Origin of the sequence: Micromonospora sp. DH14, assembly GCF_029809455.1 — a bacterium.
GTDB lineage: Bacteria > Actinomycetota > Actinomycetes > Mycobacteriales > Micromonosporaceae > Micromonospora > Micromonospora parva.
Window position 1 is genome coordinate 228,915 of sequence record NZ_JARVKT010000003.1, and the last position, 13,575, is coordinate 242,489.

General features: G+C 72.2%; 10 protein-coding genes. 8 read left to right on the forward strand and 2 right to left on the reverse strand.

The genetic code is table 11. From position 1 onward, the window contains the following. Positions 1-2: 2 nt before the first annotated feature. Both QCZ28_RS06965 and QCZ28_RS06970 read right to left on the reverse strand, forming a co-directional pair. A complete protein-coding gene (locus QCZ28_RS06965; protein ID WP_279515760.1) occupies positions 3-1,349 on the reverse strand; it encodes an extracellular solute-binding protein in 1,347 nt (448 codons plus the stop codon). A gap of 19 nt (positions 1,350-1,368) precedes the next feature. Continuing rightward, positions 1,369-2,499: a LacI family DNA-binding transcriptional regulator gene (locus QCZ28_RS06970; protein WP_279515761.1), complete on the reverse strand. Its 1,131-nt coding sequence runs from the start codon at positions 2,497-2,499 to the stop codon at positions 1,369-1,371. 235 nt (positions 2,500-2,734) lie between these two features. Here QCZ28_RS06970 and QCZ28_RS06975 point away from each other — a divergent pair, with 235 nt between their 5' ends. The 8 genes from QCZ28_RS06975 to QCZ28_RS07010 all read left to right on the forward strand — a co-directional run bounded on the left by QCZ28_RS06975 (position 2,735) and on the right by QCZ28_RS07010 (position 13,406). After that, on the forward strand, positions 2,735-4,063 hold the full coding sequence (locus QCZ28_RS06975) for a Gfo/Idh/MocA family oxidoreductase (protein WP_279515762.1): 1,329 nt from the start codon (positions 2,735-2,737) through the stop codon (positions 4,061-4,063). Between the two features lie 25 nt (positions 4,064-4,088). Beyond that, complete coding sequence (uxaC, locus tag QCZ28_RS06980) at positions 4,089-5,522, forward strand: glucuronate isomerase (RefSeq protein WP_279515763.1); 1,434 nt, start codon at positions 4,089-4,091, stop codon at positions 5,520-5,522. 55 nt (positions 5,523-5,577) lie between these two features. Then, a complete protein-coding gene (locus QCZ28_RS06985) occupies positions 5,578-6,882 on the forward strand; it encodes an enolase C-terminal domain-like protein (RefSeq protein WP_279515764.1) in 1,305 nt (434 codons plus the stop codon). Further along, positions 6,873-8,366: a mannitol dehydrogenase family protein gene (locus QCZ28_RS06990; protein WP_279515765.1), complete on the forward strand. Its 1,494-nt coding sequence runs from the start codon at positions 6,873-6,875 to the stop codon at positions 8,364-8,366. Before QCZ28_RS06985 ends, QCZ28_RS06990 begins: the two co-directional genes overlap by 10 nt. Then, positions 8,356-9,567, forward strand: a complete 1,212-nt coding sequence (locus QCZ28_RS06995) for a Gfo/Idh/MocA family oxidoreductase (protein WP_279515766.1) — start codon at positions 8,356-8,358, stop codon at positions 9,565-9,567. Before QCZ28_RS06990 ends, QCZ28_RS06995 begins: the two co-directional genes overlap by 11 nt. A 29-nt stretch (positions 9,568-9,596) precedes the next feature. Further along, complete coding sequence (locus QCZ28_RS07000) at positions 9,597-10,952, forward strand: pectate lyase (RefSeq protein WP_279515767.1); 1,356 nt, start codon at positions 9,597-9,599, stop codon at positions 10,950-10,952. Between the two features lie 83 nt (positions 10,953-11,035). Further along, a complete protein-coding gene (locus QCZ28_RS07005; RefSeq protein ID WP_279515768.1) occupies positions 11,036-11,761 on the forward strand; it encodes an HD domain-containing protein in 726 nt (241 codons plus the stop codon). 151 nt (positions 11,762-11,912) lie between these two features. Beyond that, the gene (locus QCZ28_RS07010) at positions 11,913-13,406 is read left to right on the forward strand and encodes an FAD-binding oxidoreductase (RefSeq protein WP_279515769.1); all 1,494 of its coding nucleotides are present in this window, start codon (positions 11,913-11,915) and stop codon (positions 13,404-13,406) included. The last annotated feature ends 169 nt before the right edge of the window (positions 13,407-13,575 follow it).

Consider the following 13,575-nt stretch of genomic DNA (forward strand, 5'->3'; position numbering starts at 1 on the left):
GGTCAGGCGATGGCGGACTTGCACGCCTCGATGAACTGGGCGGCGGCTTCGGCGGGGGTGGCCCGGCCGTACTGCGCGTTCTCGGCGGCCTTGATCAGTTCGGACTTCACCTTGCTGTGGCCCTTGATCGGGACCTGCGGCGACTCGCCGAACTTCTGGGTCAGCTCCGCCTCGACGGCGATGGACTGCTTCATGGCCGGGTCGGTGGTGTCGTCGCTGACCACCCGGCGCAGGTCCAGGTTGGACGGCAGGCCACGGTCGGTGCCAAGCAGCTTGACCGCCGCCACGTCGTTGTTCAGGAAGTTGATCACGTCGACCGCGACGTCCTTGTTCTTGCTGCCCTTGAACACCGACCAGTACATCGACGCCCGGGCCCACTGGGCGCTGGGGTCACCGGGGTAGGCGATCACGCCCAGCTCGTCCTTGGTGTTCTTCTTCAGATCCGGCATCTGGTTGGCCCAGACCCAGGAGGTCGCCGACTTGCCGGTGACCACCAACTGCTTGGTGACGTCGCTGGAGTTGCCCTCGTGGATGACGTCGGCGGTCGGGGTGGCCTTGCGGTCCCGGGCGCCCTTCCACAGGTCGAACCACTTGGTGACGTCCTCGGCGGTGAAGCCCAACTCCTTGCCCTTGTAGAGGTCCTTGCCCTGCTGACGCAGCCAGACCCAGAGCGCCTTGTAGTCGGCGCTCGGGTCCTGGGTGCCGGGCACCTTCGTCTTGGCGGTGACCTGCTCGGCCCAGGCGATGTGCTGCTCCCAGGTCATCCCGGTGGTCGGCTCGGGCAGGTTGTGCTTGGCCAGCAGCGTCTTGTTGTAGACCAGCCCCTGGGTGTTCTCCCCGGCGGCCAGGCCGGCGAGCTTGCCGTCGACGACGCCGTACTGCCAGAGGCTCTTGGGGAACTTGGAGGTGTCCAGCTTTCCGGACTCCTGGTACGGGGTCAGGTCCAGCGTGGTGTTGCGGGCCGCGTACTCGGCGAGGTAGTTGTCGTCGATCTGGAACAGGTCCGGCGGGTTGCCACCGGCGGTGAGCGTGGCCAGCTTGTCGAAGTAGCCCTGGTTGGCCTGCCAGGTCTTCTCGAAGGTCACGTTGGGGTGCTTCTGGGTGTAGAGGGCCAGCGCGTCCTCGGTCAGCTTGGCCCGGGCGTCGCCGCCCCACCAGAAGATGGACAGCTTGACCGGCGCGTTCGGGTCGGCGGCGCCGCCGTCGTCTCCGCAGGCGGCGGCGCCGAACATCAGCGGTGCGGCGACCGTCACGGCGAGCAGGCCACGCAGGAGTCGCCGCCGGGGCAGCGGGGTACGGTGGGCGCGCCCGACGGGCGTGCCAGTGGTGGGGGGCGTTGCGGGGTGCATGTGCGCTCACTCCTCGGCATTAGGAGGCGACGGCGTCACCGGTGGCCGCGGTCGGGGTGCCCGGGCCCGCAGGGCAATGCGGGTCCGGGCCACGCGGCGCGGCCAGGGGACGTGCCGGCCGGGCGTACGGGCCCGGGCCGGTCGAGTCGCGGATGACCAGGTCGGTCTGGAGCATTACCTGTGCGGTGGTACGACGGACGCCGAGCGCCGTGCCGGCACCGGACCCCCGCGCACCGCGCGGTGATTCGATGTCCTGTTGCAGCAGCATGTCGACGGCCGTCCGGCCGGCGGCCCCGGTGGGTGTGGCCACCGTCGTCAGCTTGGGTCGGGTGAGCCGGCTCAGGGTGATGTCGTCGACCCCGACGACGCTCACCTCCTGCGGCACCCGGACCCCGAGCGCGTCCAGCCCTTCGATCAGGCCGATCGCCATCAGGTCGTTGTAGGCGAGCACCGCCGACACGCCGCTGCGTCGCACCTGCTCGGCGATGGCCGAGCCGCCGACCTCGGTGGGCGCGTTGGGGCCGAGCACGGTCAGCTCGGCGCCACCGGCGCGGGCGGCCGCGCTGGCGGCACGGCGCATCTCCCGGTTGGTCCACGAGCTGCGCGGGCCACCGAGCAGCGCGATGCTGCGGTGCCCCAGGCCGACCAGGTGCTCGATCGCCGAGCGGGCACCCTGACCGACGTCCATCAGCACGCAGGGCAGGCCGGTCACCTGGCGGTTCACCACGACCAGTGGCACCTCGCGGCTGAGCTGTTCGATCAGGCTGTTGCTCATCCGGGGGCTGCACAGCAGCACCCCGTCGACCTGCTTGGCCAGCGCGTGGACCAGCTCTTCCTCGGCGGTCGGGTCCTCGTTGGTGTCGGCCACGAAGACGTGGTAGTCGCGGTGCCGGGCCTGACTCTCCGCCGCCTTGATCAGCGGTGGGAAGAACGGGTTCGCGATGTCCGCGATGATCAGCCCGATGTTGTGCGTCCGCCCGGTGATCAGTGCCCGGGCGGCCCGGTTCGGTCGGTAGCCCAGATCCTCCGCGCACGCCAGCACCCGGACCCGGGTCTCCGGGTTGACCAGGTGTGGCGCGGAGAAGGTGCGGGACACGGTGGAGATGTGCACACCCGACGCCCGGGCGACGTCCCGGATGGTGACTGGCACGGCGGCCCCTTCGTCCGATGTGGTGGCGGTCACGGGTGTGGCCCATTAATGCAAACGGTTGCGCCAGTGTCAACGGTCAATGATTACGGCTTTGTTGCACCCACGCTCCCCTTGGTGAGCTACCGCCGCACAAAACCTGACATACAACGCCGATCCCGTCGCCGTCGTTGACGCGATCGGATCGATCGTGATTACTTCATTGCAAACCTTTGCAGCAGCACGGGAGGCGCACCTCATGTCACCGAGAGCCGCCGGACGGGTCCGGTACGCCGTCGTGGGCACCGGCGCGCGGGCGGAGATGTTCGTCCGGGCGCTGGTGCTCGACCACGCCGACACCACCGAGCTGGTCGCCTTCGCCGACACCAACCAGGCCCGGATGGACGCGCACAACCGCTGGCTAACCGAGCTGGGCCACCGCCCGGTGCCCACGTACCGGGCCGGTGACTTCCCGGCCATGTTGGACAAGGAGCGTGTCGACGTCGTCCTGGTCACCAGCGTGGACGTCACCCACGACGAGTACGCGGTGGCCGCGCTGCGCGCCGGCCGGGACGTCGTCACCGAGAAGCCGATGACAGTGGACGCGGCACGCTGCCGGCGCATCCTGGACACGGTGACCGAGACCGGCGGCCGGGTGACCGTCGCGTTCAACTACCGCTACAACCCGCTGCACGAACAGGTTCGGCGGCTGCTCGCCGAGGGCACGGTCGGCGAGATCGGCTCGGTGCACTTCGAGTGGCTGCTGGACGTCCGCCACGGCGCCGACTACTTCCGCCGCTGGCACCGCGACAAGGCCACCTCCGGTGGGCTGATGGTGCACAAGGCCAGCCACCACTTCGACCTGGTCAACTGGTGGCTGGCCGCCACCCCCGTCGAGGTGTACGCGGCCGGCCGGCTCTTCTTCTACGGCGAGGAGGGCCGCCGGCACGGCTACGCCCGCGACTACGACCGGGCGCACGGCTCCCCCGCCGCCGCCGACGACCCGTTCGCGCTGCGCCTGGACGCGCACCCCCGGTTGCGTGAGCTGTACCTCGACGCCGAGGCCGAGGACGGCTACCAGCGCGACCGCAACGTCTTCGCGCCCGGCGTGAGCATCGAGGACGACATGGCGGTGCTGGCCCGCTACTCCACCGGCGCCACCATGACCTACCACCTCACCGCGTACGCGCCCTGGGAGGGCTACCGGGTGATGGTCAACGGCAGCCGGGGCCGGCTGGAGCTGGACGTGGCCGAGAACGACTTCGTCGACCGGGGCACCGCCGGCGCGGTCAAGGGCGCGGCCCTGCACGGCGCCGAGGCGCCGCCCGAGGGCGGGGGTGCGACGCTGACGGTGCGCCCGTTCTGGGCCCCGCCCCGGCAGATCCCGGTGGAGGGCCGCAGTCGGCACGGGCACGGTGGCGCGGACGCCCGGATGACCGGGGTGCTCCTCGGCGGTCAACCCGACCCGCTGGGCCGCGCCGCGACCGCCGACGACGGCGCGTTGGCCCTGCTCACCGGGCTGGCCGCGAACCGGTCATTCGAGACCGGTCAACCCGTTCGCGTCGCCGACCTGCTCACCCCCCGCTGACACCGCAGACGAGGAGCCGCACCCCGTGCCCACGCTCGACCACACCGACCTGCTCCTGCCGCCCGAGCCGGGCCAACGGGCGCTGGCCCGGGAGCTGTACGCCCTGGCGGCGGAACAACCCATCATCTCGCCGCACGGGCACGTCGACCCGGCCCTGCTGGCCGAGGACCGCCCCTTCCCGGACCCGGCGCGGCTGCTCATCGTGCCCGACCACTACCTGACCCGGATGCTGCTCAGTCAGGGCGTACCCCCGGCGGAGCTGGGGGTGCCCACCCGCGACGGCAGCCCGGTGGAGGCCGACGGCCGGGTCATCTGGCGACGCTTCGCCGCGCACTGGCACCTGTTCCGGGGCACCCCGTCGCGGCTCTGGCTGGAGCAGACCTTCCGCACCGTGTTCGGGGTGCACACCGTGTTCGGCCCGGCCACCGCCGACGCCGTCTACGACGAGATCGCGGCCCGGCTCGCCGAGCCGGACTTCCGGCCCCGGGCGCTGTTCGAGCGGTTCGGCATCGAGGTCCTGGCGACCACCGAGTCGCCGCTGGACGACCTCGCCGCGCACGCCAAGCTCGCCGCCGACGGGTGGGGCGGGCCGGGCGGCCGGGTGGTCACCACGTTCCGCCCCGACGACGTGGTGGACATGGAGTTCGAGGGCTGGTCGACGAACCTGGACCGGCTCGGCGACCGGGCCGGCGAGGACACCGGCACGTACACCGGCTACCTGGCCGCGCTGCGGGCCCGGCGCGCCGCGTTCATCGCCGCCGGCGCGACCTCCTCCGACCACGGCCACCCCACCGCGCGCACCCTGGACCTCACCCCGGCCGAGGCCGAGCGGCTCTACGACCGGGGTCGGCGCGGCGAGGCCGACGCCGCCGACGCGGAGGCGTTCCGGGCGCACATGCTCGTGGAGTTCGCCCGGATGTCGCTCGACGACGGCCTGGTCATGCAGCTGCACCCCGGCGCGGTGCGCAACCACAACCGGTGGTTGCACGCCCGGCACGGCCGTGACGTCGGCGGCGACATCCCGCAGGCCACCGAGTACGTGCACGCGCTCGCCCCGCTGCTGGAGCGCTACGGCAACGACCCCCGGCTGCGGGTGGTCCTCTACACCCTCGACGAGGACACCTTCACCCGCGAACTGGCGCCCCTCGCGGGCGGGTACGCCGCACTGCTGCTCGGCGCGCCCTGGTGGTTCCTGGACTCCCCCGAGGTGCTGCGCCGGTTCCGGGAGACGGTCACCGAGACCGCCGGGTTCTACAACACCGCCGGCTTCGTCGACGACACCCGGGCGTTCTGCTCCATCCCGGTCCGCCACGACGTGGCCCGTCGGGTCGACGCCGGCTTCCTGGCCCGCCTCGTCGCCGAGCACCGGTTGCCGATGGACGAGGCGGCCGAGACCATCGTCGACCTGGCGTACCGGCTGCCCAGGCGGGTCTTCAACTTCAAAGGGGGTCACCAGTGAGCGCGAGGAGTGCAGCGCAGCGGAGCCCCGCAGTCGCGAACGAAGGGCAGGCGCAGTGACCGTCACCATCACCTCCATCGAGGTGCACGACGTGCGGTTCCCGACCGCCGCCCGGGGCGACGGCTCCGACGCGATCAACCGGGGTGACTACTCGGCGACGTACGTCGAGCTGGGCACCGACACCGGCCCGACCGGCGCCGGGTTCACCTTCACCAACGGCCGGGGCAACGAGATCACCTGCGCGGCGGTGCGGGCGCTGGCCCACCACGTGCGGGGGCGCACCATCGAGGAGATCACCGCCGAGCCGGTGGCGTTCTGGCGCTCGCTCAGCGCCGACGTGCAGCTGCGCTGGCTGGGCCCGGAGAAGGGCGTCATCCACATGGCGACCGGCGCGCTGGTCAACGCGGTGTGGGACCTGCGGGCCACAGTGGCCGGCAAGCCGATGTGGCGTTTCCTCGCCGAGCTGCCCACCGACGAGCTCGTGGCCAGCATCGACTTCAAGCACATCAGCGACGCGCTCACCCCCGACGACGCGGCGGCGATCCTCGACAAAGGGCGCGACGGGCTGGCCGACCGCCTGGCGACGCTGGAACGGGACGGCTTCCCGTCGTACACCACGTCGGTCGGGTGGCTCGGCTACCCCGACGACAAGGTGCGGGCGCTGACCCGGCAGGCGTACGCCGACGGTTGGCGGGCGATGAAGATGAAGGTCGGCGGCCCGCTCGCCGACGACCTGCGGCGGGCCCGGATCATCCGGGAGGAGATCGGCCCGGACGCGCTGTTGATGATGGACGCCAACCAGGTCTGGGACGTCGACGAGGCGATCACCGCGATGGCGGCGCTGGCCGAGGTCGACCCGTACTGGATCGAGGAGCCCACCCACGCCGACGACATCCTCGGGCACGCCCGGATCGCCCGCGCGGTGCACGAGCTGACCGGCGGGCGCTGCCGGGTCGCCACCGGTGAGGTGGCCGCCAACCGGGTGATCTTCAAACAGTTGCTCCAGGCCGAGGCGATCGGCGTGATGCAGGTCGACGCCTGCCGGGTCGGTGGCGTCAACGAGGTCCTGGCCGAGCTGCTGCTGGCGGCGAAGTTCGGCGTCCCGGTCTGCCCGCACGCCGGCGGGGTGGGCCTCTGCGAGTACGTCCAGCACCTGGCGATCTTCGACTACCTGCGGGTGGGCACCGGGCTGGACGGTCGGATGATCGAGTACGTCGACCACCTGCACGAACACTTCGTCGACCCGGTGCGGACCCGCGGCGGCCGCTACCTGCTGCCCGAGCGGCCCGGTTACAGCGCCACCATGAAGCCCACGTCGATCGCGCAGTTCCGCTTCCCGGACGGTCCGGCATGGCGGTGACCGTCGGCGCCTCCCGCCTCGGCCTGGGTGCGCTGCGCCGACTGCCCGCCGAGGCCCGACCCCTGATCCGGCCGGGCACCGTGCCGACCGGCGTCGTGCACCTGGGGCTCGGCGCGTTCCACCGGGCGCACCAGGCCGTCTTCACCGAGGCGGCGGTCGGCGCGGCCGGCGGCGACTGGGGCATCGTGGCCGTCGCCCCGCGCAGCACCGCGCTGGTCGAGGCGCTCGCCGCGCAGGACAACCTGTTCAGCGTCAGCACCCTCTCCGCCGCCGGCAGCACCACCCAGGTGGTGGGCGCGCTGAGCGGCGTGCGGCACGCACCCAGCGACCCGGACGCGGTGGTGGCGCTGCTCGCCGACCCGGCGGTACGCGTGGTGACCCTGACCGTCACCGAGAAGGCGTACCAGCTCGACCCGGTGACCGGCCAGCTGTCCCCGGACTCGGCGCTCGCCGCGGACCTGGCCGGCGGCGGCCCGCCGAGCACGGTTCCGGGTCTGCTGCTGCGCGGGCTGGCCGCCCGGGCCGCCGCGGACGCCGGGCCGGTGGCAGTGGTGAGCTGTGACAATCTGCCGGCCAACGGTCGACGGCTGCGCGGCATGCTCGACCAGGCGGTCGGCCGGGCGGCCGGGGTGCCCGCCGGGCTGGTCGAGTGGGTGGCCGGCAACGTCACCTGCCCGGGCACCATGGTGGACCGGATCGTGCCGGCCAGCACCCCGGGCACGATCGAGGCGGCCCGTCGGGCGCTCGGCGTGACCGACCTGGCCGCGGTGGCCGCCGAACCGTACGCGCAGTGGGTGATCGAGGACGACTTCCCCGGTGGGCGGCCCGGTTGGGAGTTCGCCGGGGCGGTGCTCACCGACGACGCCGGCCCGTGGGAGCGGCTGAAGCTGCGCACCCTCAACGGTGTGCACTCGGCCATCGCGTACCTCGGGGCGTTGGCCGGTCGGGAGACGATCGCCGACGCGCTGGAGATCCCGCACCTGCGCGACGTGCTGCGCCGGCTGATCGCCGAGGACGTGGCGGCCAGCTTCACCCCGCCGGACGGGGTCCGGGTGGTCGACTACGGCGAGCAGGCCCTGGCCCGGTTCGGCAACCCGGCGATCCACCACCGCACCCTGCAGGTGGCGATCGACGGCTCACAGAAGCTGCCGCAGCGCGTCCTGCACACCATCGCGGACCTGCGCGCGACCGGGCGGTCCGCGCGCTGGGGCGCGCTGGTCGTGGCGTCCTGGTTGCGCTTCGCGCAGGGGTACGCCGACGATGGCCGGCCGTTGCCGTTGCAGGACCCCCTGGCCGGGCCGATCCGGGCCGCGCTGGACGACGGGGTGCAGACCCCGGCGGGCGCGGTCGACGCGGTCTTCGCGTTGCGCGAGGTCATCCCGGCGGAGGTGGCCGAGGACGACGACGTGCGCGCCGACGTGGTCGCCTGGCTGACCGCGTTGCAACGGCACGGCGTCGAGGCCACCCTGGCCGGTGCCCGGTGACCGGGTCGACACCGGCCGGTCGGCGGTGAGCGGGGCGACGCCGCCCCGGGTGGCGGTGATCGGGGCGAACGGGCACGGTCGGTGGCACCGGCGGGTGATCGCGCCCCTGCACGACGCCGGTCGGCTGCGGTTGGTCGCCCTGGTCGACGTACGACCGGTGGAGGACGACCCGGCCGCCCCGGTGCCGCCCGGGGTGGCGGTGTTCACCGACCACCGGGCGATGCTCGCCGCCACCCGGCCGGACGTGGTGGTGATCTGCACGCCGCCGCACACCCACCTGACGATCGCCCGCGACGCCCTGGCCACCGGTGCGGACCTGCTGCTGGAGAAACCTCCGGTGCTGTCGCTGGCCGAGCACGAGGAGTTGGCCTGGGCGCTCACCGCCGCCGGCCGGGTGGCCCAGGTCGGTTTCCAGGCGCTCGGCTCGGCGGCGCTCACCGCGTTGACCGACGCGCTGGCCGCCGGCCGGTTGGGCACTGTCACCGGCATCTCCACCATCGCCGCCTGGCAACGGCCGGACGCCTACTACGCCCGCTCCCCCTGGGCCGGTCGCCGGAGTCTGAACGGCCGGCCGGTGCTGGACGGCGCGCTCGCCAACCCGCTCGCGCACGCGGTGATGCAGTGCCTGGCGATCGCCGAGGCGCTCGCCGGGGCGACGCCCTGGCCGGTCGCGATCGAGGTGGAACGCTACCGGGTCCGCCCGATCGAGGTGGAGGACACCGCCGTGCTGCGGGTCCGGTTCCGGGTCGGGCCGCCGGTGCTGGTGGCGGTGACCCTGGCCGCGGAGGAGTTCGTGGCGGGCGAGGTGGTGGTGACCGGGACGACCGGGCAGGCGGTGCTGGAGTACCCGACCGACCGGTTGCGCCTGCCCGGGGACGTGGTGACCCGCCGGGTGCCGGGGCGGCTGGGGCTGCTGGAGAACCTGCTCGCCCATCGGGTCGATCCGGTGGGCGTGCCGCTGATCGCGCCGCTGGCCCGTACCGCGCCGTTCACCGCGCTGCTGGACGCGCTGCGGCCGGCGCCGGAGCCCCGGCTGCTCGACGGCGATCTCGTGACCACCCTCGGCGAGGGCGGGCAGCGGGTCCGCCACCTGCGGGGCGTCGTCGACGTGTTGCGCCGGTCGGCTGAGCGGGGGGCGCTGCCGAGCGAGTTGGCGGTGCCGTGGGCGTCCGCCGCGTACCGCGCCGAGCTGGCGGGATAGACCTCCACCACAACGAACGGAGAGAGCCGATGCGCAGAATCCTCGGCGGCGCCACCGTGATCGCCGTCCTCCTCGGTGCCGCCCCGGCCGTCGCCGTGGCGAGCCCGGACGTCCCGTCCGCCGACCGGCTCTCCTGGACGGCCCGGCACCTCGGCCGGCAGGCGCTGCCCGCGCGGGACGGCTGGGCGGCCGACGGACCGGGCACCACCGGCGGCTCGGCGGCCACCCCCCAGCGGAGCCGGGTGGTCCACAACCGGGCCGAACTGGTCGCCGCGTTGGGTGGCGACAACGCCAGCAACGCCACCGACGCCACCCCGAAGCTGATCTACGTCGACGGCACCATCGACGGCTTCGAAGGGCCGGACGGCACCACCCTGGACTGCGCCGACCTGGCCGACCCGGGGTACCGGTTGGACGCCTACCTGGCCGCGTACGACCCGGCGGTGTGGGGTCGGGTGACGCCGAGTGGGCCGCTGGAGGAGGCGCGGGTGCGTTCGGTGGCCAACCAGACCCGGCAGACCCAGATCAACGTCGGCCCGAACACCACGATCGTCGGGCTGCGCGGGGCACGGCTGACCGGGCTCACCCTCATGATCGACCGGGCGTCGAACGTGATCGTCCGTAACCTCACCCTCGTCGACGCCCGGGACTGCTTCCCGGCCTGGTCACCGACCGACGGCGAGGCCGGCAACTGGAACAGCCAGTACGACCAGATCTCGGTACGCCGCAGCGAGAACGTCTGGGTCGACCACAACACCTTCACCGACGGTGACAACCCGGACAGCGCCCAGCCGGTGTACTTCGGTCGGCCCTACCAGGTGCACGACGGGTCGCTGGACGTCACCCACACCGCGAGCCTGGTCACCGCCTCCTGGAACCGCTTCTCCGGTCGGGACAAGCTGCTGTTGATCGGATCGTCCAACACTGTGGGCCCGGACGTGGGCCGGCTGCGGGTCACCCTGCACCACAACCTCTTCGACGGTGTCCTGCAACGACTGCCCCGGGTGCGTTTCGGGCAGGTCGACGTCTACAACAACCACTACCGGCTCGGTGGCGACGACTTTCAGTACGCGCTCGGCGTGGGTGTCCAGTCGGCGATCTACGCGCAGAACAACTTCTTCGCACTGGACGCCCCGGTGGACCCGGCCGACCTGCTCTACGACTGGGGTGGCACCGCGTTGACCGAGCGGGGTTCCTGGGTGCGCCAGGGCGGTGGCGTGGCGCGACCTGTCGACCTGCTGGCGGCGTACAACGCGGCCCATGACCCCGACCTGGCCGGGGACGCGGGCTGGACGCCCACCCTGCGCCGCGACCCCGTCCTGCCAGCACCGCTGGTCCCCGTCCTGGTGGGCCCGCTCGCCGGCGCCGACCGGCTGCCCATCTGAGCGGCTCGGCGCGCGGGCAACTCGCGGTCGGGTCGGCGACTTAGGGGCTCATCGATGCGGAGAAGATCGGCTATAAGTGACGCATGGAATTCCCGCCGCACCTGGGCAGCATGCCGATGCACGCGATCACCGAGATCCACGGCGAACCGGGCCTGCTGGAACGTTTCCGGTTGGAGGTCCAGCAGTTCGACGACGCTGCCCGGGCGCGGTTGACCGCCGCGCTCGACCTCGCCGCCGACCTGCACCGCGACGATCGACGCGTCCGCGAGCCGTACCTCAACCACCTGCTGCGGGTGGCAATCCGGTTGATGCACCACTACCAGGTGCGGGACGTGGACGTGATCGTCGCCGGCCTGCTGCACGACGCTGTCGAGGACCATCCGGCGGAACTGGCCGACGGTGACCCGGGGGCCGACCCGACCTGGGCCGCGCTGGCCGCGCTCGCCGGGCGGTTCGGGCCACGGGTGGCCACGCTGGTCGCCGCGGTCACCAATCCGGTGTACGACCCCGAGCGGGACCGCAACGCGCAGTACCGGGAGCACCTGGCGGTCAGCCTGGAGCGGGAGCCCTGGGCCCGGGTGATCAAGGTGTCGGACTTCACCGACAACGGGGTGGGCGTGATCCACACGGTGGGGCCGAAGGTGATCTCGTCGGCCCGGAAGTACCGCCCGCTGGTGCCGCTCTTCCGGGACCTGATCGGCCGACCGGACACCCCGTTGTCGCTGGCGGTGAAGCGGCACATCTTCGGCCAGCTCGACCTGGCCGAGGAGCGGTTCAGCGCCATCCTGGACCAGCCCGCGCCGAACTGACCCGTCCCCCTGATCACCCGACCGGGTTCCGTGACAAGTTCTCAGGTCTGCCGGGAAACCTCGGGCATTACGGTTGGTTTGCGCCAGATGAGCGATATCTCCCCTCGTGGTTCATCTTTCGGGCGCGCCACCAATCGAGAGGATTCGGATCATGCGCGACCTTTCCCGTCGTGATCTGCTCAGGGCCACAGCCGTCGGCGCCGGAGCGGTCGCCATCCCGAGCGTGATCGCTGGCAGCTCGGCGAACGCGGCCGACGGTCCCGGGTGGCCCGCGGACACGAAGTACCCGCCGGCGCAGCTGACCGGCCGTATCGTCCGCCCGCAGAGCCCCGACTACGCGCAGGCCAGCCTCGGCTGGGACGAGCTGTTCGTGCACTATCCGCTGGTCATCGTCTTCGCTCAGGAGACCCAGGACGTGGTCAACGCGCTCACCTGGGCGCGGCAGCACGACGTCGCGCTGCGGGTACGCAGTGGCCGGCACAACTTGGAAGGCTGGTCGAACGTCGACAACGGCATCGTGATCGACGTCAGTGAGCTGAAGGACGTCCACATCGACACCGCCAGCCGCACGGCGAAGCTCGGCGCGGGGCTCAACCAGTCGGAGGCGGTGACCGCCCTCGGGGAGCACGACCTCGCCGCGACGACCGGCACGGAGGGGACCGTGGGCCTCTCCGGGGCCACCCTCGGCGGCGGCTTCGGCTTCCTCACCCGCTACCTCGGGATGGCCTGCGACAACCTGATCGGCGCGGAGATCGTCGTGGCGGCGGGCGCCGACGGGGCGAAGGTGCTCGAGGTGGACCCGTGGAATTACCCGGACCTGCTCTGGGCGCTGCGCGGCGCGGGCAACGGCAACTTCGGGATCGTCACCTCGCTGACCTACCAGGTCGCTCCGCTGACCAGCGTCGCCTACCTGCAGGTGACCTGGCCCGGTCTCGGCGACCTGCACGAGGTCTTCGACGCCTGGCAACGCCTCGCACCGTTCACCGACCCCCGGCTCGGCAGCCAGGTCGAGGTCCACCCGGATGAGATCCTGCTGTTCGCGGTGCTCGCGGAGGGCTCCGAGGCAGAGGCCAGGAAGCTGCTGGCGCCGATCCTGTCGATCGGCAACCCCACTGTCACCGTGCAGACCGGCGGCTGGGGCGACGTCTACGCCGGCTTCCAGATCCCCAACGAGGACGAGCCGGCGAAGTGGAAGTTCTTCTCCCAGTTCACCCGGGAACCGTTCCCGGAGAAGGCGGTCAGCATCGTCAAGGCGTTCATGGAGAAGGCACCCTCTCCCGACAGCAACTTCTTCACCCAGGCCTTCGGCCGCGGGGCGCAGCGGCAGGAGCCGTTCGGCGGCGCGGCCTTCCCGCACCGCGACGCGCTCTTCTACTCCGAGCCCGGCGTCGGCTGGGGCACCCGAGGCGAGCCCGACAGCGACGACGCCGTCACCCCGATCGCGCAGACCTGGATCGCCGAGTTCAGCCAGGCGCTGCGCCCCTATGTGGACGGCGCCTACGTCAACGTGCCGAACATCGGCATGGCCGAGTGGGAGAAGGCCTACTGGGGGCGCAACTTCCCCCGACTGCGCAAGATCAAGGCGAAGTACGACCCGCACAACGTCTTCCAGTACGAGCAGAGCATCCCGCCCGCAACACACTGACCGGCCCCACCGCGCCCCACCCCACCGCGCCTCGCTCCCTCACCTCACCTGCCTCATGCGCGTCCTTTGCTCTGCACCCGCCCATGCACCAGCTACAGAGCGTGCGTGTCGCGCCCGCGGGTGCAGAGCAAAGGACGGATGTCGGGGGTGTGGGTCGTCGGGCCGGCCC

Bases quoted from the DNA above. Each gene is read 5' to 3' on its own strand.
- QCZ28_RS06990 (WP_279515765.1), top strand. From the start codon at position 6,873: ATGGCGGTGACCGTCGGCGCCTCCCGCCTCGGCCTGGGTGCGCTGCGC.
- QCZ28_RS06975 (WP_279515762.1), top strand. From the start codon at position 2,735: ATGTCACCGAGAGCCGCCGGACGGGTCCGGTACGCCGTCGTGGGCACC.
- QCZ28_RS07000 (WP_279515767.1), top strand. From the start codon at position 9,597: ATGCGCAGAATCCTCGGCGGCGCCACCGTGATCGCCGTCCTCCTCGGT.
- QCZ28_RS07005 (WP_279515768.1), top strand. From the start codon at position 11,036: ATGGAATTCCCGCCGCACCTGGGCAGCATGCCGATGCACGCGATCACC.
- QCZ28_RS06965 (WP_279515760.1), bottom strand. From the start codon at position 1,349: ATGCACCCCGCAACGCCCCCCACCACTGGCACGCCCGTCGGGCGCGCC.
- QCZ28_RS07010 (WP_279515769.1), top strand. From the start codon at position 11,913: ATGCGCGACCTTTCCCGTCGTGATCTGCTCAGGGCCACAGCCGTCGGC.